19 protein-coding genes and 3 tRNA genes are annotated in these 24049 nt (G+C 68.7%); 3 read left to right on the top strand and 19 right to left on the bottom strand.

Going from position 1 to position 24049, the window contains the following annotated elements:
* Positions 1-13: 13 nt before the first annotated feature.
* From N6H00_RS22915 to N6H00_RS22905, 3 genes are all read right to left on the bottom strand, one after another.
* Entirely contained in the window at positions 14-826 is an 813-nt protein-coding gene (locus tag N6H00_RS22915; RefSeq protein WP_268973702.1) for a hypothetical protein, read from the bottom strand.
* Between the two features lie 83 nt (positions 827-909).
* On the bottom strand, positions 910-1503 hold the full coding sequence (locus N6H00_RS22910; protein WP_268973701.1) for a hypothetical protein: 594 nt from the start codon (positions 1501-1503) through the stop codon (positions 910-912).
* 202 nt (positions 1504-1705) lie between these two features.
* Positions 1706-3238: an FAD-dependent monooxygenase gene (locus tag N6H00_RS22905; RefSeq protein WP_268973700.1), complete on the bottom strand. Its 1533-nt coding sequence runs from the start codon at positions 3236-3238 to the stop codon at positions 1706-1708.
* 305 nt (positions 3239-3543) lie between these two features.
* Between N6H00_RS22905 and N6H00_RS22900 the strand changes: the two genes are divergently transcribed.
* Positions 3544-5127 carry an FAD-dependent oxidoreductase gene (locus N6H00_RS22900; protein ID WP_268973699.1) on the top strand — a complete coding sequence of 528 codons (1584 nt, stop codon included), beginning with the start codon at positions 3544-3546 and terminating at the stop codon, positions 5125-5127.
* A gap of 93 nt (positions 5128-5220) precedes the next feature.
* Here the strand turns inward: N6H00_RS22900 and N6H00_RS22895 are convergent, their stop codons facing one another.
* From N6H00_RS22895 to N6H00_RS22850, 10 genes are all read right to left on the bottom strand, one after another.
* Positions 5221-9135 (bottom strand): DNA-directed RNA polymerase subunit beta', encoded by a 3915-nt coding sequence (locus tag N6H00_RS22895; protein ID WP_268973698.1) that lies wholly within the window; start codon positions 9133-9135, stop codon positions 5221-5223.
* A 100-nt stretch (positions 9136-9235) separates the two neighbouring features.
* Entirely contained in the window at positions 9236-12718 is a 3483-nt protein-coding gene (gene rpoB / locus N6H00_RS22890) for a DNA-directed RNA polymerase subunit beta (RefSeq protein WP_268973697.1), read from the bottom strand.
* A gap of 586 nt (positions 12719-13304) precedes the next feature.
* The gene (gene rplL, locus N6H00_RS22885) at positions 13305-13694 is read right to left on the bottom strand and encodes a 50S ribosomal protein L7/L12 (protein WP_030835056.1); all 390 of its coding nucleotides are present in this window, start codon (positions 13692-13694) and stop codon (positions 13305-13307) included.
* 84 nt (positions 13695-13778) lie between these two features.
* Positions 13779-14342 carry a 50S ribosomal protein L10 gene (gene rplJ / locus N6H00_RS22880; RefSeq protein WP_268973695.1) on the bottom strand — a complete coding sequence of 188 codons (564 nt, stop codon included), beginning with the start codon at positions 14340-14342 and terminating at the stop codon, positions 13779-13781.
* Positions 14343-14619: 277 nt separating this feature from the next.
* Positions 14620-15450 carry a hypothetical protein gene (locus N6H00_RS22875; protein ID WP_268973694.1) on the bottom strand — a complete coding sequence of 277 codons (831 nt, stop codon included), beginning with the start codon at positions 15448-15450 and terminating at the stop codon, positions 14620-14622.
* Positions 15451-15655: 205 nt separating this feature from the next.
* On the bottom strand, positions 15656-16375 hold the full coding sequence (rplA, locus tag N6H00_RS22870; RefSeq protein WP_060951289.1) for a 50S ribosomal protein L1: 720 nt from the start codon (positions 16373-16375) through the stop codon (positions 15656-15658).
* A gap of 95 nt (positions 16376-16470) precedes the next feature.
* Positions 16471-16905: a 50S ribosomal protein L11 gene (gene rplK, locus N6H00_RS22865; protein WP_044571693.1), complete on the bottom strand. Its 435-nt coding sequence runs from the start codon at positions 16903-16905 to the stop codon at positions 16471-16473.
* 164 nt (positions 16906-17069) lie between these two features.
* Positions 17070-17903 carry a transcription termination/antitermination protein NusG gene (gene nusG, locus N6H00_RS22860; RefSeq protein WP_268973691.1) on the bottom strand — a complete coding sequence of 278 codons (834 nt, stop codon included), beginning with the start codon at positions 17901-17903 and terminating at the stop codon, positions 17070-17072.
* Positions 17904-17986: 83 nt separating this feature from the next.
* On the bottom strand, positions 17987-18277 hold the full coding sequence (gene secE, locus N6H00_RS22855) for a preprotein translocase subunit SecE (RefSeq protein WP_268973690.1): 291 nt from the start codon (positions 18275-18277) through the stop codon (positions 17987-17989).
* 107 nt (positions 18278-18384) lie between these two features.
* Positions 18385-18457: transfer RNA gene (locus N6H00_RS22850), tRNA-Trp, on the bottom strand.
* 181 nt (positions 18458-18638) lie between these two features.
* On the opposite strand from N6H00_RS22850, the gene N6H00_RS22845 reads away from it, so the two are divergent.
* Together N6H00_RS22845 and N6H00_RS22840 are read left to right on the top strand one after the other, a co-directional pair.
* On the top strand, positions 18639-19877 hold the full coding sequence (locus N6H00_RS22845) for a pyridoxal phosphate-dependent aminotransferase (RefSeq protein ID WP_268973689.1): 1239 nt from the start codon (positions 18639-18641) through the stop codon (positions 19875-19877).
* A gap of 145 nt (positions 19878-20022) precedes the next feature.
* A complete protein-coding gene (locus tag N6H00_RS22840) occupies positions 20023-21054 on the top strand; it encodes an adenosine deaminase (protein WP_268973688.1) in 1032 nt (343 codons plus the stop codon).
* Positions 21055-21071: 17 nt separating this feature from the next.
* Here the strand turns inward: N6H00_RS22840 and N6H00_RS22835 are convergent, their stop codons facing one another.
* The 6 genes from N6H00_RS22835 to N6H00_RS22810 form a co-directional block, all read right to left on the bottom strand.
* Positions 21072-22127, bottom strand: a complete 1056-nt coding sequence (locus N6H00_RS22835) for a UDP-N-acetylmuramate dehydrogenase (protein ID WP_268973687.1) — start codon at positions 22125-22127, stop codon at positions 21072-21074.
* 182 nt (positions 22128-22309) lie between these two features.
* Positions 22310-22744, bottom strand: coding sequence for a MaoC family dehydratase (locus N6H00_RS22830; RefSeq protein ID WP_268973686.1), 435 nt, complete (start codon positions 22742-22744; stop codon positions 22310-22312).
* Positions 22741-23211, bottom strand: coding sequence for a MaoC family dehydratase N-terminal domain-containing protein (locus N6H00_RS22825; protein ID WP_268973685.1), 471 nt, complete (start codon positions 23209-23211; stop codon positions 22741-22743). Before N6H00_RS22825 ends, N6H00_RS22830 begins: the two co-directional genes overlap by 4 nt.
* Before the next feature lie 84 nt (positions 23212-23295).
* Positions 23296-23460: a 50S ribosomal protein L33 gene (gene rpmG / locus N6H00_RS22820; RefSeq protein WP_009715907.1), complete on the bottom strand. Its 165-nt coding sequence runs from the start codon at positions 23458-23460 to the stop codon at positions 23296-23298.
* A gap of 87 nt (positions 23461-23547) precedes the next feature.
* Positions 23548-23620: transfer RNA gene (locus tag N6H00_RS22815), tRNA-Met, on the bottom strand.
* A gap of 59 nt (positions 23621-23679) precedes the next feature.
* A tRNA-Thr gene (locus N6H00_RS22810) sits at positions 23680-23752 on the bottom strand.
* Between the last annotated feature and the right edge of the window lie 297 nt (positions 23753-24049).

Genomic DNA, 24049 nt, shown 5'->3' with positions numbered 1-24049 from the left:
CAGGTGTGTCCTCTCAACGGAGCAGATCCGCCACGGTCTTCGCCACGTCGGCGGACCGCAGCAGATCGGCGTGGGCCAGGTCGAAGCGGATCTCGCGCGCCACCTTCGCCGGCCGCTCGGCCTCGGGCAGCAGGTTCAGCCCGTTGGTGGTGGTGACCGAGCTGATCGCCGTGGCACCGGGCCAGCCGTCCCGGGTGTCGATCCCGGCGGCGGCCACCAGATAGGTCATGAACGCGGTGACCGTCGCGGTGAACTCCGCCCGGCGGACCTCGTCGAGCCCCGCCCGGTCGAAGGCGACCTGGGCCCACTCGCCGAACACGCCCAACAGCTGGTCCCGGAGCCGGTCCAGGTCGGTGGCGCCGTCGCTGACGCGCTGGCCGGCCTGCTGCGCCTCGGTCACCTCCTCAGGCCGCAGCACCACCCCCAGCCCCTCGATGACCTTGTGGAACTGCCAGTAGACGGTGACCGCGTTCGGCGCCTCGGGGTCGAACAGGACGACCCGCGGGGCCTGTGGCTGTTCGGCGGCGATCCGGTCGGCGAGGGCGGCCGCGTAGACGCTGCCCGCACAGAAGCCGAGCACGGCCCGCACGGGCAGGCCGCCCGTGCGGACGTCCGCGTGCCACCGGTCCAGATAGCCGTCCGCGGTCATCCCCGTCTCGCTCCCCATGCTCGGGGGCACGGACTCCCAGAGGGCGTAGTCGATGTCGAGCTGCGGGGCCAGCTCCGGGAAACCGGCCTCCGGACGGCCGGTGAAGGGGTAGTCGATGGCCAGGACGAGGCCGTCGGCCCCCTCCTTGAGCGTTCGCCAGGTGTTGATTGCCGCCATGAGGCACTCCCGAGCCGAAGGTCAGTGGAAGGCGCGGACCGGATCAGCGGACCGGATCAGCAGAGCCGGACCAGCGGACCGGATCAGTAGAGGGAGGTCGGGCCCTCGCCCAGCCGGAAGCTGGCCTGCTGGAGCCGGCCGAAGACATTGCCGAACAGACCGGGGATGATCGACTTGTCGCCGGGGGAGTCCAGCATGCCCGGCAGGGCGAAGATGCCCGCGTGCTCGGAGGTGATCCCTTCGCGGAAGGCCAGCCGCACATGCGCGGTGACCGACTCGACCTCGGGCAGCGGGACCGTGCCGTCGGGCTTGCTGAGGATGCCGCCGTCGGGCCCGCTCAGCTGGCAGGCGATGTGGACGCCGCCCTCGGCGGGGAACTGCGGGTCCCAGCACTTCTCGGGGTCCTGCTCCTGCCACTCGGCCCGGCTGACCTTGTAGAAGAGCTTGAAGTCCTCCCGGCGCAGATCGTCCCGGTCCGAGAACCAGATGACCAGGTTGAGCCCGGTGTCCGGGTAGTGGTAACGGCCCCGGTTCGTATAGAAGACCGAGAATTCGATCGTCTCACCCGGCGTGATCACCGCCGGTACGCCGATGAAATCCGCGACGATGTTGTCGTTGACCCGGAAACCCTTGTACTCGCGGTAGACCGGCCCTTCGGTGGAAACCGTGGACGTCATTTTCCATGTCCCTTCGGAAGTCGGGAATTGCTGATGGAATACGGTGATCGGATACGGTGGAATCGTGGTCGGGTATGGGGAATCGGGAACGGAACGGGGACGGGGGTCGAAGAACGGGAACGAGGAACGGGAATCGCAGTCGGGAATTCCGTCGCCTGCCGACCACTGGCCATGACTCACCGCGGTGCGCCGAACCACCGGCTCACCGCGGTGCGCCGAACCACTCGCCCAGCGCGTCGGCCAGCCGGTCGCGGTCGTCGGCCCAGCACACATGGCCGTCCGGCCGCACCAGCACCTGCCGGACGCCGAGGTCGTCGTCCGTCGTCGCCGCCCGGATGTCCACCCGGTGCGCCCACGCGCCGACGACCTCCTCGTCCGCCGCGCCGCCCGAGAGGTCGAGGAAGACCCCGCGGCCGCCGCCCAGCAGCCGGTGGACGGGGAGCGGCCCGTCCGCGGTGCGCAGATCCAGGTCCGGCAGCCGGCGGCCGACGAGGGGGTGCGCGCCGGCGGGCGCGGGGTGGCGCAGCCCGAGGCCGGAGACGACACCGGCCAGGTGCCGGTTGGTCTCGGGCAGGCCCAGCAGTTCGATCAGCACCTCCCGCAGCGGCGTCAGCTCCGGCCCGCCGTCCAGCAGCGAGAACTGGGCCCGCGCCTCCCTGAGCAGGACGGCCGCGGCGGGGTGCCGTTCGGTGTGGTAGGTGTCCAGCAGTCCGGGCGGGGCCCACCCGGCCACCTCGGCGGCCAGCTTCCAGCCCAGGTTGAACGCGTCCTGGAGGCCGAGGTTCAGCCCCTGGCCGCCCAGCGGCACGATGATGTGCGCCGCGTCGCCGGCCAGCAGCACCCGGCCGTGCCGGTACTGCTCCACCTGACGGCAGGCGTCGCTGAACCGGGACGCCCAGCGGACCTCCTTCAGCTCACTGTCCAGTCCGCAGGCGGTACGGATCGCCTCCCGGATCTCCGCCTCGGCGACCGGCTCCGTACGGGGCACCCGCTGCACGGCAGGGCCGGAGAAGCTCAGCCGGTGGACGCCGTCCTCCAGCGCCCGCAGGGAGAACATCAGCCGGCCGCCGGGCACCGGCACCACCCCGGCCATGCTGTTGCCCGGCAGCAGCCTCAGATACCGCTGCCGTTCGGGGTCCAGCTCGGCGTGCCACCGCTCGGGCGGACGGGCCAGCACCACATCGGCGGCGACGAACAGCTGGCTGCCGTCCGTGCCGGGGAACGCCGCGCCCAGCGCCTTCCGCACCCGGCTCCGGCCGCCGTCGCAGCCCACCAGGTAGCGGGCGCGCAGGCGGTGCTCGCCCGTGGCCGTCCGCACGGTGGCGGTGACGCCGTCGGGGTCCTGCGCCACGGCGGTCACCTCGTGGCCGCGGGAGACCGTGACGCCCAGCTCGGCCAGGCGCCGCTCCAGCCGCTCCTCGACCCGGGTCTGGAGGACCCCGATCTGGTACGGGTGCCGGGTGCGCCACGGATGGCAGTCCAGCGGTACGGGCAGCGCCCCGAAGAAGCTGTGGGCCGGGGTGCCGAGCACGATCTGGTGTGCCAGCAGGTCGTCCAGGAGTCCGCGGGCCTGAAGGATCTCCGAGGTGCGGGGGTGGAGGTTGAGGGCCCGGGACTGGGTGCTGCGAGCGCCGAGGGTCTCCAGGATCACGGGGCGGACGCCGGCCAGCGCGAGTTCCGCCGCCAGCATCAGCCCGGTGGCACCCGCCCCCACCACGATCACATCGGTGTCCATACGCTTCCTTGCTGCTCGTGAGTCGGCATGTCCGCGAATCGGCGCCCCGGTGAATCAATCGCGCAACGTGAATTCCACTGCCCAGGTCAGACAATTCACGGGGGAATGAGAGACGCTTCGAGCGGCCCTTACGCTATGGACCCGGCGGTGCCGCGTTCAACCCCCTACCGTTGCCCTTATCACCCCTAACTATCCGATCACCGGGGCGAGTTGCAGGACATTGGCTTGCCGTTTCGCACCGGTGGAGAAATATAGTGCTCGGCAGTATTGGCGTTATTCGCAGCGAACGCGTCGAGGAGCCGATGATGAGCACAGCACAGTCCACGGACGTCGTGGTGGTCGGCAGCGGCCCCACCGGGCTCACACTGGCCCATGAACTCGCCCTCGCCGGTGTGCGCGTCATCGTGATCGACAAACTGGCCGACCCCAACGAGCACTCCAAGGCCCTGGGTCTTCAGCCGCGCACGGTCGAGGTGCTCGCCATGCGCGGGCTGCTCGACGCCGTGCTGGAGCGCTCGCTGGCCCAGGTGCCCGACGCCCACTTCGCCGGGCTGCCGGTGGTGATGAACTACCGCGGCTGGGGCAGCCGCCACCCCTACGGCGTGATCATCCCGCAGGACCGGGTGGAAGGCGTGCTGGAGGAGGCGCTGGCCGCCCGTTACGGCATCGAGGTGCGCCGCTCCCACGAACTGGTCGACCTCGTACAGGACGCCGACGGGGTCACCGCCACGGTGGCCACCCCGGACGGTGCCGTCCGGCTGCGCTCCCGCTATCTGGTCGGCTGCGACGGCGGCCGCAGCGCCGTACGCAAACGGCTGGGCGTGGCCTTCCCCGGCACCAAGACCGCGTTCTCCGGTGTGGTCGCCGATGTGACCCTGAAGAAGGGCGCCGACGCGCTGGGCGAACGCCCCAAGTCCATCCGCGACCTCCTGGGCGTGGACAAGGCCCACCAGGACCGGATGACCTGGCCCCTGGTCCCCCTTCAGAACGGCCTCTACCGGGTGGTGTGGGGGATCTACGGGCGCGGTGAGACCGATCCGGACCAGCCGGTGACCGAGGCCGAGGTCCACGACTCGGTGCGGCTGCGCTACGGCGACGCGGTGGAGGTCGACGAGATCCGCTGGCTCTCCCGGTTCACCGACTCCGCGTACCAGGCCGAGCACTACCGGCGGGGCCGGGTGCTGCTGGCCGGCGACGCCGCCCATGTGCATCTGCCCGCCGCCGGGCAGGGCCTCAACCTCGGGGTGCAGGACGCCATGAACCTGGGCTGGAAACTCGCCGCCGAGGTGGCCGGCTGGGCCCCGGCCGGCCTGCTGGACAGCTACCACGGCGAACGGCACCCCATCGGGGCGAGCGTCGTGGAGAACACCCGCGCCCAGGCGGTGCTGACCAACCCGTCGGAGGAGTACGACGGACTGCGCTCGATCTTCGTCCGGCTGCTGGGGATGGGGCCGGTCAGCCACTTCCTCGCCGGCATGGTCTCCGGACTGGACATCCGTTACCCGATGCCCGGAGCCGGTACGGACGACGGGCTGACCGGTACCCGCATGCCGGACCCCGACCTCATGGTGGACGGGGCGGAGCGGCCGGTGAGCGCGCTGCTCCGGCACGGCCGGGGCCTGCTGCTCACCACCGGCACCACCCGGCGGTGGGGCACGCTCGCCACCGCCTATCCGGACCGCGTCGACGTGGTGACCGCCGACGCGCTGCCGGACGTCCCGGCCGACGCGGTCCTGGTACGCCCCGACGGCTATGTGTGCTGGGCGGCCACCGCCTCCGACGACACCGCGCCGGAGCGGCTGGGGGCCGCCCTGGAGACCTGGTTCGGCGCACCGGGTCCGACCCCGCCGCGGCCCGAGGCGGCCCCGGAGGCCGCCGTCTCCCACTGAGGCGCGGCGGACCACCGGAGAACGCCGCAGGGCGGCCACCCCGCGAGGGATGACCGCCCTGTGAGCGTTACCGGCCCTACCGGCTTACCGGGCTTACTGGTTGTACGGACCGTAGTCGTAGTCCTCCAGCGGAACCGCCTGACCGGAGCCCGTGCCGAAGGGCGAGTAGTCGATGTCGTCGTAGCCGACGGCCGAGTACATCGCGGCCTTCGCCTCCTCGGTCGGCTCGACCCGGATGTTGCGGTAGCGGGACAGGCCCGTACCGGCCGGGATGAGCTTACCGATGATCACGTTCTCCTTGAGGCCGATCAGGGAGTCCGACTTGGCGTTGATCGCCGCGTCGGTGAGCACCCGGGTCGTCTCCTGGAAGGACGCCGCCGACAGCCAGGACTCGGTCGCCAGCGAGGCCTTGGTGATACCCATCAGCTGCGGACGGCCGGAGGCCGGGTGGCCGCCTTCCTGGACCACACGACGGTTCTCACCCTCGAAGCGCGAGCGCTCCACGAGCTCGCCCGGCAGCAGCTCGGCGTCGCCGGACTCGATGATCGTCACGCGGCGCAGCATCTGCCGGATGATGATCTCGATGTGCTTGTCGTGGATCGACACACCCTGCGAGTTGTAGACCTTCTGGACCTCGCCCACCAGGTGCACCTGGACGGCGCGCTGGCCGAGGATCCGCAGCACGTCGTGCGGGTTGACGGCACCCACGGTCAGCGGCTGGCCGACCTCGACGTGGTCGCCCTCGCCCACCAGCAGACGGGCCCGCTTGGAGACGCCGTACGACGTCTCGTCGGAGCCGTCGTCCGGGGTGACGACGATCTTCTTGGTCTTCTCGGTCTCCTCGATGCGGACCCGGCCGGCCGCCTCCGAGATCGGCGCGACACCCTTGGGCGTACGGGCCTCGAAGAGCTCGACGACACGCGGCAGACCCTGGGTGATGTCCTCACCGGCCACACCACCGGTGTGGAAGGTACGCATCGTCAGCTGGGTGCCGGGCTCACCGATGGACTGGGCGGCGATGATGCCGACCGCCTCGCCGATGTCCACCAGCTTGCCGGTCGCCAGCGAACGGCCGTAGCACATGGCGCAGGTGCCGACGGCGGACTCGCAGGTGAGCACCGAACGGGTCTTGACCGTCTCCACGCCGTGGCGGACCAGCTCGTCGATGAGCACATCGCCCAGGTCGGTGCCGGCCGGGGCCAGGACCTTCCCGTCGACGACGATGTCCTCGGCGAGGCAGCGCGCGTACACGCTGGTCTCGACGTCGTCCGCCTTGCGCAGCACGCCGTCCGCGCCCTTGGCCGCGATCGCCAGCTTCAGGCCGCGGTCGGTGCCGCAGTCCTCCTCGCGGATGATCACGTCCTGGGAGACGTCCACCAGACGACGGGTCAGGTAACCCGAGTCGGCGGTCCGCAGCGCGGTGTCCGCGAGACCCTTACGGGCACCGTGGGTGGAGATGAAGTACTCCAGCACGGACAGACCCTCACGGAACGACGCCTTGATGGGCCGCGGAATGGTCTCGTTCTTCGCGTTGGACACCAGACCACGCATACCGGCGATCTGACGCATCTGCATCATGTTTCCGCGCGCGCCCGAGTCGACCATCATGAAGATCGGGTTGGTCTTCGGGAAGTTCGCGTTCATCGCCTCGGCGACCTCGTTGGTCGCCTTGGTCCAGATCGCGATCAGCTCCTGGGTGCGCTCGTCCTTGGTGATCAGACCGCGCTCGTACTGCTTCTGGACCTTCTCGTCCTGCGCCTCGTAGCCCTCGATGATGGCCTTCTTGGCCTCGGGCACGACCACGTCGGAGATGGCGACGGTGACACCGGAGCGGGTGGCCCAGTGGAAACCGGCCGCCTTCAGGTTGTCCAGCGTCGCCGCGACGATGACCTTGGGGTAGCGCTCGGCGAGGTCGTTGACGATCTCGGAGAGCTGCTTCTTGCCCACCGAGTAGTCGACGAACGGGTAGTCCTCGGGCAGCAGCTCGTTGAAGAGCGCCCGGCCCAGCGTGGTGCGCAGCCGGAAGCTGTCACCGGGCTGCCAGACGCCTCCTCCGACGCCGTCCTCGCCTTCCTCGGACACCGGCGGGGTCCAGCCGCGGGGCGGCACCGTGCCGATCGGGAAGCGGATGTCGATCTTCGCCTGGAGCGACAGCTCCCGGGCGTCGAACGCCATGATCGCCTCGGCGACCGAGCCGAAGGACCGGCCCTCACCGCGGACCTCGCGCTCCTCCTCGTCGGTGGTGAGGAAGAACAGGCCCAGCACCATGTCCTGGGTCGGCATGGTCACCGGACGGCCGTCGGCCGGCTTGAGGATGTTGTTCGAGGACAGCATCAGGATGCGGGCCTCGGCCTGCGCCTCCGCGGACAGCGGCAGGTGCACGGCCATCTGGTCACCGTCGAAGTCCGCGTTGAACGCGGTGCACACGAGCGGGTGAATCTGAATGGCCTTGCCCTCGACCAGCTGCGGCTCGAAGGCCTGGATGCCGAGGCGGTGCAGGGTCGGCGCACGGTTCAGCAGCACCGGGTGCTCGGCGATGACCTCTTCGAGCACGTCGTACACCACCGTGCGGCCGCGCTCGACCATGCGCTTGGCCGACTTGATGTTCTGCGCGTGGTTCAGGTCCACCAGGCGCTTCATCACGAACGGCTTGAACAGCTCCAGCGCCATGGCCTTGGGCAGACCGCACTGGTGCAGCTTGAGCTGCGGGCCGACGACGATCACCGAACGGGCCGAGTAGTCGACACGCTTACCGAGCAGGTTCTGACGGAACCGGCCCTGCTTACCCTTCAGCATGTCGCTGAGGGACTTCAGCGGACGGTTACCGGGACCGGTGACCGGGCGGCCGCGGCGGCCGTTGTCGAACAGCGCGTCGACGGCCTCCTGGAGCATCCGCTTCTCGTTGTTCACGATGATCTCGGGGGCACCGAGGTCGAGCAGACGCTTGAGGCGGTTGTTCCGGTTGATCACACGGCGGTACAGGTCGTTCAGGTCGGAGGTCGCGAAGCGGCCACCGTCCAGCTGCACCATCGGACGCAGGTCCGGCGGGATCACCGGGATGCAGTCCAGCACCATGCCGTTGGGGCTGTTGCGGGTCTGGAGGAAGGCGGAGACGACCTTGAGGCGCTTGAGCGCACGGGTCTTCTTCTGGCCCTTGCCGGTCCGGATGATCTCGCGGAGCTTCTCGGCCTCCTCGTCGAGGTCGAAGGACTCCAGGCGCTTCTGCAGGGCAGCGGCGCCCATGCCGCCCATGAAGTACGTGCCGAAGCGGTCACGCAGCTCGCGGTAGAGCAGCTCGTCGCCCTCCAGGTCCTGGACCTTGAGGTTCTTGAAGCGGTTCCACACCTCGTCGAGACGGTCGATCTCGCGCTGGGCGCGGTCGCGCAGCTGCTTCATCTCCCGCTCGGCGCCCTCGCGCACCTTGCGGCGCACATCGGCCTTGGCGCCCTCGGCCTCGAGCTCGGCGAGGTCCGCCTCGAGCTTCTTGGCGCGGGCCTCCAGGTCGGCGTCGCGGCGCTGCTCGATCTGCTGGCGCTCGACGGAGACGTGGGCCTCCAGCGAGGGCAGGTCGCGGGTGCGCCGCTCCTCGTCCACCCACGTGATCATGTAGGCGGCGAAGTAGATGACCTTCTCGAGGTCCTTCGGGGCGAGGTCGAGCAGGTAGCCCAGGCGGCTGGGCACGCCCTTGAAGTACCAGATGTGGGTGACGGGAGCGGCCAGCTCGATGTGGCCCATCCGCTCACGGCGCACCTTGGCGCGGGTGACCTCGACACCGCAGCGCTCACAGATGATGCCCTTGAAGCGGACGCGCTTGTACTTCCCGCAGTAGCACTCCCAGTCCCGGGTCGGACCGAAGATCTTCTCGCAGAAGAGTCCGTCCTTTTCGGGCTTCAGGGTGCGGTAGTTGATGGTCTCCGGCTTCTTGACCTCACCGTGGGACCACTGACGGATGTCGTCAGCAGTGGCGAGGCCGATCCGCAGCTCGTCGAAGAAGTTGACGTCGAGCACTTGTCGTCAATCCCTCTTTCAGGGTCGTGTCTTCGGGTCTGACTGGGGGTCCGGGGAGAGGCCGGGGCAGTCGCGGTACGAACCGCCCCGGCCAGACCCGTCAGACCTCTTCGACGCTGGTCGGCTCGCGCCGGGACAGGTCGATACCGAGCTCTTCCGCAGCGCGGAAGACGTCCTCGTCGGTGTCGCGCATCTCGATGGACATGCCGTCGGACGACAGCACCTCCACGTTGAGGCACAGGGACTGCATCTCCTTGATGAGCACCTTGAAGGACTCGGGGATGCCGGGCTCGGGGATGTTCTCGCCCTTGACGATGGCCTCGTAGACCTTCACGCGGCCGGTGACATCGTCGGACTTGATGGTCAGCAGCTCCTGGAGGGCGTACGCGGCGCCATAGGCCTCCAGCGCCCACACCTCCATCTCACCGAAGCGCTGGCCACCGAACTGAGCCTTACCACCCAGCGGCTGCTGGGTGATCATCGAGTACGGACCGGTGGACCGGGCGTGCAGCTTGTCGTCCACCAGGTGGTGCAGCTTGAGGATGTACATGTAGCCGACGGAGATCGGGTCCGGGAACGGCTCGCCGGAGCGGCCGTCGAAGAGCCGGGCCTTGCCCGAGGGCAGCACCATGCGCTCACCGTCGCGGTTCGGCACGGTGTGCTCGAACAGGCCGGCCAGCTCGTCCTCACGGGCGCCGTCGAAGACCGGGGTGGCGACGTTGGTGCCGGGCTGGACCTCGTCCGCGCCGATCGACTTCAGCCGCTTCATCCAGTCCTCGTCGCCCTCGACCTTCCAGCCCTGGGAGGCCAGCCAGCCGAGGTGGATCTCCAGGACCTGTCCCGGGTTCATTCGGGACGGGACGCCCAGGGGGTTGAGGATGATGTCGACCGGGGTGCCGTCCTCCAGGAACGGCATGTCCTCGACCGGCAGGATCTTGGAGATGACGCCCTTGTTGCCGTGGCGGCCGGCGAGCTTGTCACCGTCGGTGATCTTGCGCTTCTGCGCCACGTAGACGCGGACCAGCTGGTTCACGCCCGGCGGCAGCTCGTCGCCCTCCTCGCGGTCGAAGACGCGCACGCCGATGACCTTGCCGGTCTCGCCGTGCGGCACCTTCAGCGAGGTGTCACGGACCTCACGGGCCTTCTCACCGAAGATCGCCCGCAGCAGGCGCTCCTCCGGCGTCAGCTCGGTCTCACCCTTCGGGGTGACCTTGCCGCAGAGGATGTCGCCGTCACGGACCTCGGCGCCGATGCGGATGATGCCGCGCTCGTCGAGGTCGGCCAGGACCTCCTCGGAGACGTTCGGGATGTCCCGGGTGATCTCCTCGGGGCCGAGCTTGGTGTCGCGGGCGTCGACCTCGTGCTCCTCGATGTGGATCGAGGAGAGGACGTCGTCCTGCACCAGACGCTGGCTGAGGATGATCGCGTCCTCGTAGTTGTGGCCCTCCCACGGCATGAACGCCACCAGCAGGTTCTTGCCGAGCGCCATCTCGCCGTCCTCGGTGGACGGGCCGTCGGCCAGCACCTGGCCGGCGATCACCCGGGCGCCCTCGTCCACGACGACCTTCTGGTTGAAGGAGGTGCCCTGGTTGGAGCGGGAGAACTTGGCCACCCGGTAGGTGGTGTAGGTGCCGTCGTCGTTGGCCACCGTCACGTAGTCGGCGGAGACCTCCTGGACGACACCGTCCTTCTCGGCCTTGATGACATCGCCGGCGTCGACCGCGCAGCGGTACTCCATACCGGTACCGACCAGCGGCGACTCCGCCTTGATCAGCGGCACGGCCTGACGCATCATGTTCGAGCCCATGAGCGCGCGGTTGGCGTCGTCGTGCTCGAGGAACGGGATCATGGCGGTCGCGACCGACACCATCTGGCGCGGCGAGACGTCCATGTAGTCGACCTCGGAGCCGGGCACGTAGTCGACCTCACCGCCACGGCGGCGGACCAGGACGCGGTTCTCGGCGTAGGTGTTGTCCTCGGCCAGCGGCGCGTTCGCCTGGGCGATGACGAAGCGGTCCTCCTCGTCGGCGGTGAGGAAGTCCACCTGGTCGGTGACCACACCGTCGACGACCTTGCGGTACGGGGTCTCCACGAAGCCGAACGCGTTGACCCGGCCGTAGGAGGCGAGCGAACCGATCAGACCGATGTTCGGACCTTCCGGGGTCTCGATCGGGCACATCCGGCCGTAGTGGGACGGGTGCACGTCACGGACCTCGAAGCCCGCCCGCTCACGGCTCAGACCACCCGGGCCCAGCGCCGACAGACGGCGCTTGTGGGTCAGACCCGACAGCGGGTTGGTCTGGTCCATGAACTGGGACAGCTGGCTGGTGCCGAAGAACTCCTTGATGGAGGCGACGACCGGCCGGATGTTGATCAGGGTCTGCGGCGTGATCGCCTCGACGTCCTGCGTGGTCATGCGCTCGCGGACGACGCGCTCCATACGGGCCAGACCGGTACGGACCTGGTTCTGGATGAGCTCGCCGACGTTGCGCAGACGACGGTTGCCGAAGTGGTCGATGTCATCGGTCTCGACCACGATCGTCTGGCCGTTCTCGCTGACCGTCTCGGTCTCGCCGGCGTGCAGCTTGACCAGGTACTTGATGGTCGCGATGACGTCCTCGGTGGTCAGCACGCCGGCGTCCAGCGGCTGGTCGGCACCGAGCTTCTTGTTGACCTTGTAGCGGCCGACCTTGGCCAGGTCGTAGCGCTTGGGGTTGAAGTAGAGGTTCTCCAGCAGCGTCTGCGCGGCCTCACGGGTCGGCGGCTCGCCCGGACGCAGCTTGCGGTAGATGTCGAGCAGCGCGTCGTCCTGGCCCTGGGTGTGGTCCTTCTCCAGGGTGGCGCGCATGGACTCGTACTCGCCGAACTCCTCGAGGATCTGCTCGGTGGTCCAGCCGAGCGCCTTGAGCAGGACGGTCACGGACTGCTTGCGCTTGCGGTCGATGCGGACACCGACCATGTCGCGCTTGTCGATCTCCATCTCCAGCCAGGCACCCCGGGACGGGATGATCTTGGCCGAGAAGATGTCCTTGTCGGACGTCTTGTCGATGGTGGAGTCGAAGTAGACACCGGGAGACCGGACCAGCTGCGAGACGACGACACGCTCGGTGCCGTTGATGCAGAAGGTGCCCTTCGGGGTCATGAGCGGGAAGTCGCCCATGAAGACCGTCTGGGACTTGATCTCGCCGGTCTCGTTGTTGGTGAACTCGGCCGTGACGAAGAGCGGAGCCGCGTACGTGAAGTCGCGCTCCTTGCACTCGTCGATCGAGTTCTTCGGCGGCTCGAAACGGTGATCACGGAAAGTCAGGGACATCGACCCGGAGAAGTCCTCGATCGGGGAGATCTCCTCGAAGATCTCTTCCAGACCGGACTTGGTGGGGACGTCCTGACCGCTGTCCAGCGCAGCCTCGACGCGAGCCTTCCACGCGGCATTGCCGAGCAGCCAATCGAAGCTCTCGGTCTGCAGCGCGAGGAGGTTCGGAACCTCGAGAGGCTCCTTGATCTTCGCAAAGGAGATGCGCAGCGGGGCGGTGCTGGCGCCATTGTTCGTATTGGCAGTCGAGGCGTTGCGCGAGGCGGCCAAGAGGGGGTCCTTCCGAGGGCTCGGACTCACTACGCGCGTACCGGTCCCACCGCGAGCTCATGGATGAAATCCCTGGTCAGGGTGTTTCCATCGGTAGTGCTCGGAGGTGGGCATGCCCCTGGTGACGGGCAGGGAGCAGCTAACAGGCAGCGCAAAGGGTCAGTGTAGCCACTTGGCACACTGATGTCCAGCGCCGAGTTTCTGAGACCGGCAGCGCCAATCTCTCCCTCCGGTGAGGGGGCGCGCCCCTCGTTGTCTTCACCCGCCCTGACGGCAGTCCACGCGCTCGATGCGCATATCGATACTGCCCACTTCGCCGACGATCCATGCCTCGGACTTCCGGATCGATGTGACGTCGCGTCCTGAGAATTGCGCGCTGCGTGCCGTTCGTCAAGGCCCCCCACTCCGGCGAGATCGTCACAGGGCGTGGCGACGGGCAACGAAGATCACCATACCTCCACAAGCCCGTAAGGCAATGTAGCCCTCCCGGAAGCACCGAAGGGCGACCACCCGAACGGGTGATCGCCCCTGGCGTGAACCGGCCGCGCCGCCGCGCGCTATCGGCGTGTGACGGCGGGCCGACAGATCACTTGACCTCGACGGAGGCGCCGGCGCCCTTGAGGGACTCGGCGGCCTTGTCGGCCTGCTCCTTGTTGACCTTCTCGAGGACCGGCTTCGGGGTGCCGTCGACGAGGTCCTTGGCCTCCTTCAGACCCAGGGAGGTCAGCTCACGCACGACCTTGATGACCTGGATCTTCTTGTCGCCGGCGCCGGTGAGGATGACGTCGAACTCGTCCTTCTCCTCCTCGGCCGGGGCAGCGGCGCCCGGGGCACCCGGAGCGGCGGCGACGACGGCGGCCGGGGCGGCGGCGGTGACGTCGAACTTCTCCTCGAACGCCTTCACGAACTCGGAGAGCTCGATGAGGGTCATCTCCTCGAACTGCGCGAGCAGGTCTTCCTGGCTGAGCTTCGCCATGATGGCGGTCCTTCCACTAATTCGGCAGGTGGTGCCGGATGTACATGTCGGCGGGCTTCCGGGCCCGCTGCGACCGGGGCCTGACTACTCGACGGCCTCGGCCTCGGCGGGAGCCGGGGATTCGGCACCGCCCTGCTCGGCCTGCTTCTGCCGGAGCGCCTCGGCGGTCCGGACGAGCTTGGACAGCGGGGCCTGGAAGAGCGCGGCAGCCTGGGACTGCTTGGCCTTCATCGCACCCGCCAGCTTGGCGAGCAGCACCTCACGGGACTCGAGGTCCGCGAGCTTCTTGATCTCGTCGGCGGACAGCGCCTTGCCCTCAAGGACACCGCCCTTGATGACGAGAGCGGGGTTCTCCTTGGCGAAGTCACGGAGACCCTTCGCCGCCTCGACCGGGTCACCGGTCACGAAGGCGACGGCCGACGAACCCGAGAACAGGTCGTCGAGCTGGTTGATCCCGGCCTCGTTGGCCGCGATCTTGGTCAGCGTGTTCTTCACCACACGGTACTGAGCGTTCTCACCGAGCGAACGGCGCAGCTCCTTGAGCTGCGCCACGGTGAGACCGGTGTACGCGGTCACGACAGCCGCGTTGGAGCTGCGGAACTTCTCCCGCATCTCGTCGACGGCTGCGACCTTGTCAGGACTCGCCATGAGCCTCGGCCTCCTTCCGGGTGATGAGGACCGCTTCGGCCTGAAGGAAGGAGACTGAGACAACGCGAAAACGCCCCGGCGCAGGCGCTCGGGGCGTAACTCGACCGGCACGGACCCACGGCCCGTTCGGGAGTGCAACCACAGTCACCTACGCAGGTCGCCCGCAGCTAGCGGATCCTTCAGCCACCGGATCCCCGTTCGGGAATGCGGCGACAACCAGCGGTCTTTGGCTTCTGTAGGAGCGTACGCGAACGGGCCGCGGCCAGGCAAATCGGCGCTACTGCTGGAGCATGTCCTGGAAGTCCACGGTGTCCGAGGAGGACGGCTCCTCAACCGTCACGGAGGTGCCGTAGTCCGTGTAGTAGACCGTGGAGTCATAGGCGCCGTTGTTGCTCTCCGCCTGCTCACGCTTCTTGACCAGCAGGTTCTGGTCGTCGACCCACAGGTCGATGGTCTCGGTGTCCATACCGGAGGACTCCAGCTGCTTCTGCAGGGCGTCCAGGTCCGACTGGCTCAGCTCCTTGGACTGCATCTTGGCGATCTCGGAGACGTTGACCGTGCCCGTGTAGTGCGTGGCCTTGACGCCCTTCACGTCCTCGGTGCCCACGCTCTTGACCTTGCCGGTGGCCAGCAGCAGCTCCACCGAGCGCGACGGGTTGTTGTTCTGCATCTGGTCCTTCAGGAAGGCGCCCGAGGGGCCCGCCTTCTCGGCCAGCACGTCGTAGTCGTACTTCACCCAGTGCTTGCCGCCGCCCGCCTGCGCGGCGAACTCGTCGCCCATGTTCAGGTACATCGCGTCCGGCGTGTAGCGGGCGTCCATCGGCTTGCCCTCGATCGGGGAGGAGGCGACCGCGCCACCGCTCTGGGTGATGGACATGTTGGCCCGGATGCCGTTGGCCCAGTCCATCGAGCCGGACATCTGCGAGTTCTGCTCGCCCATCTTGGTGGTGCCCTCGACCTTGGCCGAGTTCTTCTTGTCCGTCTGCTGCGAGGCCAGCTTGAGCGCCGCCAGCGGGCTCATACCGGACTGGCCGCTCTTGTCGCTCGTCTTGTCGCTCGCCTTGTCGTCACCGGACTTCTCGCTCCCGCACGCGGTGAGGCCGACCATCAGAACGACACTTCCGGCAGCTATGGCCCAGCGCACACCGACATGAGTACCGCGCACGGTTCCCCCTAGTTTTTATTTCTCTTTTACGTGTAGATCGAACTTTAGCGGAGGGGGCGGACAACGGAACGCGCCGGGCCCCCGGATCTTCGACGAGATCCGGGGGCCCGGCGGTTGCACACCGTGGTGCGCTGGTTCAGGGGTGGCCTCAGACGGCCTCTTCCTCGACCAGCAGGTTGCGGGTGCGGTTGGCGTCCAGCGGGATGCCGGGGCCCATCGTGGTGGTCAGGGTCGCCTTCTTGATGTAGCGGCCCTTCGCGGCGGACGGCTTGAGACGGTTGATCTCCTCGAGCGCCGCGGCGTAGTTCTCCACCAGCTGCGCCTCGTCGAACGAGACCTTGCCGATGATGAAGTGCAGGTTGGCGTGCTTGTCGACGCGGAACTCGATCTTGCCGCCCTTGATGTCCGTGACGGCCTTGGCCACGTCCGGGGTGACGGTGCCGGTCTTCGGGTTCGGCATCAGACCACGCGGACCGAGCACCCGGCCCAGACGGCCGACCTTGCCCATGAGGTCCGGGGTGGCGACGACGGCGTCGAAGTCCAGACGGCCCTTGGACACCTCGTCGATGAGCTCGTCGGAGCCGACGATGTCGGCGCCGGCGGCCTCCGCGGCCGCAGCACGGTCACCGGTCGCGAAGACCAGGACCCGGGCGGTCTTACCGGTGCCGTGCGGCAGGTTCACGGTGCCGCGGACCATCTGGTCGGCCTTGCGCGGGTCGACGCCCAGGCGCATGGCGACCTCGACGGTCGCGTCGAACTTGCTCGTGGAGGTGTCCTTCGCGAGACGGACGGCCTCGAGCGGGGCGTAGGCGCGCTCCCGGTCGATCTTGGCGTCCGCAGCGCGGAGGGTCTTGCTGCGCTTGCTCACTGTGGCTCCTGATGTCTGTGGAGTTCGTGGTCCGGGCCAGCGCTTGGCCCTGCCACACGTGACTGCGGGGGCTTACGGCCCTCGCGGTGGAGGTGTCAGCCCTCGACCGTGATGCCCATGGAACGGGCGGTGCCGGCGATGATCTTCTCGGCGGCGTCCAGGTCGTTGGCGTTCAGGTCGGGCATCTTGGTGGTGGCGATCTCACGCACCTGGTCGCGGCTGATCTTGGCGACCTTGGTCTTGTGCGGCTCGCCGGAGCCCTTCTCCACGCCCGCGGCCTTGAGGATCAGCTTGGCGGCCGGCGGGGTCTTGGTCACGAAGGTGAAGGAGCGGTCCTCGTAGACCGTGATCTCCACCGGCACGACCATGCCACGCTGCGACTCGGTCGCGGCGTTGTAGGCCTTGCAGAACTCCATGATGTTGACGCCGTGCTGACCCAGCGCGGGGCCGACCGGCGGGGCCGGGTTCGCGGCGCCGGCCTGGATCTGGAGCTTGATCAGCCCCGTGACCTTCTTCTTCTTGGGAGGCATGCTCTCTCCGGGTCCTAGTGAGAGGTTGTTCGCCCCCGAACCGGATCATCCGGATGGAGGCATACCGCACAACGATAACGGGTATAGCTGTGCGCCTTAAAACCGAGCAGGTCAGACCGGCCGCGAAAGCCCGTCTGACCTGTTCGGAAGTCTCGTGGAAGGTCTCAGTTCTTCTGGATCTGGTCGAAGCTCAGCTCGACCGGGGTCTCGCGACCGAAGATCTCCACAAGGCCCTTGACCTTCTTCGAGTCGGCGTTGATCTCGTTGATCGTCGCCTGAAGGGTCGCGAACGGGCCGTCGGTGACCGTGACCGAGTCGCCGACCTCGAAGTCCAGCACCTGGACCTCGACCTTGCGGCTCGGCGCCGGCACGCCGCTCTCCTCGGCGGCGGCCTTGGCCGCCTTCTCCTCGGCCTCGGGGGCGAGCATCTTGACGATCTCGTCCAGGGTCAGCGGGTACGGGTCGTACGCGTTGCCCACGAAGCCGGTGACGCCCGGGGTGTTCCGGACCACACCCCACGACTCGTTCGTCAGGTCCATGCGGACGAGCACATAGCCGGGCAGCTTGTTCTGCCGGACGTTCTTGCGCTCGCCGTTCTTGATCTGGACGATCTCTTCTTCGGGGACCTCGGCCTGGTAGATGAAGTCCTCGACGTTCAGCGAGACGGCACGCTGCTCCAGGTTGGCCTTCACGCGCTTCTCGTAGCCCGCGTAGGTGTGGATCACGTACCACTCGCCGGGCAGCCCGCGCAGCTCCTCGCGGAGCGCCTCGACCGGGTCGACCTCGGCCTCGACCGCGTCGTCCGCTTCCGCCGCGGGGGCCTCATCGGCCTCGGCGGTGTCCTCGTCCTCGACGTGGACCGCCGCCTCCTCGGCCGGCGCGCCCGCCTCGGCGTCGGCTGCTTCAGCCTGGTCGGAGTCCGCCGCCTCGACGATGTCGAGCTCGTCCTCACGGGACTCGACGGGCTCGGCGGCGTCGTTCAGGTTCGGGTCAGACACTGTGGCTGCTTCTTCCTGGCTTCAAAGGGGTGGAACGTGCGAAAGAGGCGACGCCGGGACAGCGGCCGCCTTTCGCGGGGGTCTCAGCCAAAGACGTACTTGATGGCGTTGTTGAACCCATAGTCAATCACGGTCACGATGCCGATCATGATCACGACGAAGACGATCACCACACTGGTGTACGTCGACAGCTGACCGCGCGTGGGCCAGACGACCTTCCGCAGCTCAGCGATGATCTGGCGGTAGAAAAGCGCGAGCCGGCCGAAAGGCCCCTTCTTGGCGCGCTTACCACCACGACGACCCCGCTTGGTCGCCACTTCGTCCTCGGGACGACCGCTCTCAGGCGTCGCGGTGGAGCCAAGGGCTTCCGTCACTCGTCCTCACCTGAATCCGGGTCGTGGCCGTGCCGCGTCCGGCCCGGCCGCACTGCGGTGCTTGTCCTTGCGTACGCATGCACGCACCCTGATCAACGTGCGTGTAGCAGGGCCGGAGGGACTTGAACCCCCAACCGCTGGTTTTGGAGACCAGTGCTCTACCAATTGAGCTACGACCCTTTGCGGCACTCCCAACCTACCGCATACACCCGGCTGCACGGAGTGTGCGGTCGGATGCGGCTGTTGATCGGCCAACGACGGATGAGTGTACGTGCTTGACGGCCAGGCGTCGAACGAGAAGCGCGCGAAGTCTCCGCAAACCCGTGTGCCACCCATTTCGCCCGTCTGCGACGATGCATTTATGACCGCTGCTACTCCCCCAGTACAGTCCCCGACCGACCGGCGGGTGTCGGCCCGGATCGGCTCGATCTCCGAGTCCGCGACCCTCGCCGTCGACGCCAAGGCCAAGGCCCTCAAGGCCGCGGGCCGTCCGGTGATCGGCTTCGGCGCCGGTGAGCCCGACTTCCCCACGCCCGACTACGTCGTCGAGGCCGCGGTGGCGGCCTGCCGCGACCCGAAGTACCACCGCTACACCCCGGCCGGCGGGCTGCCCGAGCTCAAGGCGGCGATCGCCGCGAAGACGCTGCGCGACAGCGGGTACGAGGTCGAGGCGGCCCAGGTCCTGGTGACCAACGGCGGCAAGCAGGCGATCTACGAGGCGTTCGCCGCGATCCTCGACCCGGGCGACGAGGTCATCGTCCCGGCGCCCTACTGGACCACCTACCCGGAGTCGATCCGGCTGGCCGGCGGTGTCCCGGTGGAGGTCGTCGCCGACGAGACGACCGGCTACCGCGTCTCCGTCGAGCAGCTGGAGGCGGCCCGCACCAAGAACACCAAGGTGCTGCTCTTCGTCTCCCCCTCGAACCCCACCGGCGCGGTCTACAGCCGTGCGCAGATCGAGGAGATCGGCCGCTGGGCCGCCGAGCACGGGCTGTGGGTGCTCACCGACGAGATCTACGAGCACCTGGTCTACGGCGACGCCCAGTTCCACTCGCTGCCGGTCGTGGTGCCCGAGCTGCGCGACAAGTGCGTCGTGGTCAACGGCGTCGCCAAGACGTACGCGATGACCGGCTGGCGGGTGGGCTGGGTGATCGGCCCCAAGGACGTCATCAAGGCCGCGACCAACCTCCAGTCGCACGCCACCTCGAATGTGAGCAATGTCGCTCAGGTCGCCGCGCTGGCCGCCGTGTCGGGCGACCTGGACGCCGTGGCCGCGATGCGTGAGGCGTTCGACCGCCGCCGCCGCACCATCGTGCGGATGCTGAACGAGATCGACGGCGTCGAGTGCCCGGAGCCGGAGGGCGCGTTCTACGCCTACCCGTCGGTCAAGGGGCTGCTCGGCAAGGAGATCCGCGGCAAGCGGCCGCGGACCAGCGTCGAGCTGGCGGAGCTGATCCTGGAGGAGGCCGAGGTCGCGGTGGTGCCGGGTGAGGCGTTCGGCACCCCGGGCTATCTGCGGCTGTCCTACGCGCTGGGCGACGAGGACCTCACCGAGGGCGTCTCCCGGCTGCAGAAGCTGCTGGGCGAGGCGCGCGCGTAAGCCGCGCACCCCGCCGCGTGCGGTTGAGAGCGCACGGAGGAACGGGCCGGAACCCGCGGGGCGGGTCCGGCCCGTTCCTCATGGGCACACCCCCCGTTCGGGGAAAGCGGTACCGGCGGGTCCGGTCGTACGGCAGTATCTGCAGATGGCACGCGATGTACATCTGCTCCCCAAAGCGCATCTGCATCTTCACTTCACCGGCTCCATGCGCCCCGGCACCCTCCTCGAACTCGCCGACAAGTACGGCGTCCACCTGCCCGAGGCACTGAGCGGCGGCGAGCCGCCGAAGCTGCGCGCCACCGATGAGCGCGGCTGGTTCCGCTTCCAGCGGCTGTACGACATCGCGCGGTCCTGTCTGCGAGACGCCGACGACATCCGGCGGCTGGTGCGCGAGGCCGCCCAGGAGGACGTGCGGGACGGGGCCCAGTGGCTGGAGATCCAGGTCGACCCCACCTCGTACGCCCCGCGCCTGGGCGGGCTGATTCCGGCCATGGAGATCATCCTGGACGCGGTCGAGAGCGCCTCGGCGGACACCGGTCTGGGGATCAGGGTGCTGGTCGCCGCGAACCGCATGAAGCACCCCCTGGAGGCGCGCACCCTCGCCCGGCTCGCGGTGCGCTACGCGGACCGCGGGGTCGTCGGCTTCGGCCTGTCCAACGACGAGCGGCGCGGCTTCGCCCGCGACTTCGACCGGGCCTTCGCCATCGCCCGGGACGGCGGGCTGCTGGCGGCGCCGCACGGCGGTGAGCTGTCGGGCCCCAGCAGCGTGCGGGACTGCCTGGACGACCTCGGCGCGGTCCGGGTCGGCCACGGGGTGCGCGCGGCGGAGGACCCGCGGCTGCTCGCCCGGCTCGCCGAGCGCCAGGTGACCTGCGAGGTCTGCCCGGCGTCGAACGTGGCGCTCGGGGTCTACGAGAAGCCGGAGGACGTCCCGCTGCGCACGCTGTACGACGCGGGGGTGCCGATGGCGCTCGGGGCGGACGACCCGCTGCTGTTCGGCTCACGGCTGGCGGCGCAGTACGAGCTGGCGCGCAAGCACCACGGCTTCACCGACGCCGAGCTGGCCGAGCTGGCGCGGCAGTCGGTGCGTGGTTCGGCCGCGCCGGAGGAGGTCAGGCAGCGGCTGCTGACGGGGATCGATGACTGGCTGGCGGACGGAGGGCAAACCGTCACGTGATGGTTCGCCCCTGTGTCTCAGAGGCTGACGCCGACCGTCACCGGCTCGTTGACGAGGGTCACCCCGAAGGCGTCCTCGACGCCGGCCACCACCTCGCGGGCCAGGGCCAGCAGGTCCTCGGTCGTGGCCTCGCCCCGGTTGGTGAGGGCGAGCGTGTGCTTGGTGGAGATGCGGGCCGGGCCGGTGCCGTAGCCCTTGGTGAAGCCCGCCTTGTCGATCAGCCAGGCCGCGGAGGTCTTGATCAGACCGTCGCCCGCCGGGAAGGCGGGCGGCGCGATGTCCGGGCCCAGGCGTTCGGCGGCGCGGGCGAGGAAGGCGGCGTAGGCGTCCTCGGTGAGCACCGGGTTGGTGAAGAACGACCCCGCGGACCAGGTGTCGTGGTCCTCGGGGTCGAGCACCATGCCCTTGCCCGCGCGCAGCCCCAGGACGGTCTCGCGGGCGACGGCGGCCGGCACCCGGTCCCCCACCTCGACGCCGAGGACCCGCGCGGTCTCGGCGTACCGGACGGGTGCGGAGAGTCCGCCGGCGTCCTCCAGTTCGAAGCGGACCCGGAGCACCACATGGCGGTCGGGGTCGGCCTTGAAGCGGCTGTGGCGGTAGGAGAAGGCGCAGTCGGCGTTGGGGATCGTGACGACCTGGTCGGCGCGGCGGTCGTAGGCGATCACCTCGGTGATCGTGGCGGCGACCTCCTGGCCGTAGGCACCGACGTTCTGTATCGGCGTCGCCCCGGCTGAACCGGGGATTCCGGCGAGGCATTCGATCCCCGCGAGCCCCGCCCGGACCGTACGGGCCACGGCGTCCGACCAGTTCTCGCCCGCGGCGAGCTCCAGGCGGGTGCCGTCGAGGGTGCAGCCGCTGGTCGCGATGTGCAGGGCGGTGCCGTCGAAGCCCTTGTCGGCGATGACCAGGTTGCTGCCGCCGCCGATCACCAGCAGCGGGGTGCCGGCCGCGTCGGCCTCCCGGACCGCGGCGATGACCTCGTCGTCGGTGGTGGCCGTGATCAGCCGGTTGGCCGGGCCGCCGAGGCGGAAGGTGGTGAGGGGCGCGAGGGGGGCGTCGTGGAGTTCCTGCACGCGCTCAAGAGTACGGGGGCGCCCCCTGGGGTCCTGGGGGTGGCCGCCCCGGTGTGGGGCCGGGGCCGACGGGCGTGCGTGGGCCGTAAGGGGCTCGGACGGGCTTCACACGCCTTCACACGGCTTCACCCGCGGTGGCGTGCTCTCGCCCGCCCTGGGGCCGCCGGGGCGCCTTCCAGGGCTCAGGCGAGCCGTACCACGGCGCGGGCCCGGCCCAGCACCTTCTGGCCGGCGCTGGTGGCCGTGATGTCGAGGCGCACCGTACGGGCCTCGTCGTCCAGCTTGGCGGCGACCTTGGCGCCGATCTCGACGACCGCGCCCTTGTCGTCGTTGGGGACGACGACCGGCCTGGTGAAACGGACGCCGTACTCGACGAGGGCGCCGGGGTCGCCGGCCCAGTCGCTGACCACCCGGGCCGCCTCGGCCATGGTGTAGGCGCCGTGCGCGATGACGTCGGGGAGGCCGACCTCCTTGGCGAACTGCTCGTTCCAGTGGATCGGGTTGAAGTCGCCCGAGGCGCCCGCGTACCGCACGAGGTCGGCGCGGTTCACCCGGAACTCGCGCACCGGCACCTCGGTGCCGACCTCCACGGAGTCATACGAGATCTTGGCCGTCATCTGCTCTCCTCCACCTCTGCGTCGGCGGCGCGGGCCACCAGCGTCGTGAACGACGTCGCCACATGGTCGCCCGACTCGTCGTGGACCTCGCCGCGCACGGACAGGATGTCATTGCCGGCCAGCGACTTGATCGAGTCGATGGTCGAGGTGACCGTCAGCCGGTCCCCCGCGCGGACCGGGCGGGTGTACTCGAACCGCTGATCGCCGTGGACCACCCGGCTGTAGTCCAGCCCGAGCTGCGGGTCCTCGATGACCTGCTTCCCGGCCGCCTTGAAGGTGATCGTGAAAACGAAGGTCGGCGGGGCGATCACGTCGGGGTAGCCCAGGGCCCGAGCCGCCTCGGGGTCGGTGTGGACGGGATTGGTGTCGCCGAGGGATTCGGCGAATTCCCGGATCTTCTCCCGGCCGACCTCGTACGGGGCGGTGGGCGGGTAGCTCCGTCCCACGAAGGACTGGTCGAGCGCCATCGGCGCGCACCTCCTGCGATTGGATGACCAACGAAACGAGGCCGCCCCCCGCGATTGGGGGCGGCCTCGAATCAGAGCTTATTGCTATCGCGTCTCACGGTGCGCGGTGTGCGCGTTGCAACGCGGGCAGTGCTTCTTGATCTCAAGACGATCCGGGTCGTTGCGCCGGTTCTTCTTGGTGATGTAGTTCCGCTCCTTGCACTCCACGCAGGCCAGCGTGATCTTCGGGCGGACGTCGGTGGCAGCCACGTGAGTGCTCCTTGACGAACGGACTAGGGGATTAACGCAGAAAGAGTAGCCGATCGAAGGACCGACCCCACAATCGGCTACTGTCAGTAGCGGTGACCGGACTTGAACCGGTGACACAGCGATTATGAGCCGCTTGCTCTACCGACTGAGCTACACCGCTGTGATGCGAGTGACTCCCCGCTCGACCAGCGTAGCCGAACGGGAAACCTCACACATCAGAGCCCCAATACGGAATCGAACCGTAGACCTTCTCCTTACCATGGAGACGCTCTGCCGACTGAGCTATTGGGGCGAGCGATGAAGACATTACACGCTCGGCCGCCGAAGGTGAAATCCGTATCGGGCCGCCGTCACCCTGGACTCATGCACCACACCGGTACGACTATTCGGCTCCTCCGCGAAGCCGCCCAGACCGCGCCCTAGGCTTCGGTTCGCACCGCGTGATCTTGGCTGCGCACGTGTCCGGGCGTGTCCGGCGCGTTGCCCGTTCGGGCACCCGGCGTGTCCCGTGGCGCCATGGCGTGACCCATGGCGTCCTGGCGTGTCCCGTGGGCTCCACGGCGTGACCCGTGGCGCTCTGGCGTCACCG

It is taken from the genome of Streptomyces sp. S465 (assembly GCF_026898115.1).
Lineage (GTDB): Bacteria > Actinomycetota > Actinomycetes > Streptomycetales > Streptomycetaceae > Streptomyces > Streptomyces luomodiensis.
Note: the sequence above shows the minus strand (reverse complement) of the source record. Positions and strands in the feature narration are given on the sequence as shown.

Bases quoted from the DNA above. Each gene is read 5' to 3' on its own strand.
- N6H00_RS22915 (WP_268973702.1), bottom strand. From the start codon at position 826: ATGGCGGCAATCAACACCTGGCGAACGCTCAAGGAGGGGGCCGACGGC.
- N6H00_RS22910 (WP_268973701.1), bottom strand. From the start codon at position 1,503: ATGACGTCCACGGTTTCCACCGAAGGGCCGGTCTACCGCGAGTACAAG.
- N6H00_RS22905 (WP_268973700.1), bottom strand. From the start codon at position 3,238: ATGGACACCGATGTGATCGTGGTGGGGGCGGGTGCCACCGGGCTGATG.
- N6H00_RS22900 (WP_268973699.1), top strand. From the start codon at position 3,544: ATGAGCACAGCACAGTCCACGGACGTCGTGGTGGTCGGCAGCGGCCCC.
- rplL (WP_030835056.1), bottom strand. From the start codon at position 13,694: ATGGCGAAGCTCAGCCAGGAAGACCTGCTCGCGCAGTTCGAGGAGATG.
- rplJ (WP_268973695.1), bottom strand. From the start codon at position 14,342: ATGGCGAGTCCTGACAAGGTCGCAGCCGTCGACGAGATGCGGGAGAAG.
- N6H00_RS22875 (WP_268973694.1), bottom strand. From the start codon at position 15,450: ATGGTCGGCCTCACCGCGTGCGGGAGCGAGAAGTCCGGTGACGACAAG.
- rplK (WP_044571693.1), bottom strand. From the start codon at position 16,905: ATGCCTCCCAAGAAGAAGAAGGTCACGGGGCTGATCAAGCTCCAGATC.
- N6H00_RS22845 (WP_268973689.1), top strand. From the start codon at position 18,639: ATGACCGCTGCTACTCCCCCAGTACAGTCCCCGACCGACCGGCGGGTG.
- N6H00_RS22840 (WP_268973688.1), top strand. From the start codon at position 20,023: ATGGCACGCGATGTACATCTGCTCCCCAAAGCGCATCTGCATCTTCAC.
- N6H00_RS22830 (WP_268973686.1), bottom strand. From the start codon at position 22,744: ATGACGGCCAAGATCTCGTATGACTCCGTGGAGGTCGGCACCGAGGTG.
- N6H00_RS22825 (WP_268973685.1), bottom strand. From the start codon at position 23,211: ATGGCGCTCGACCAGTCCTTCGTGGGACGGAGCTACCCGCCCACCGCC.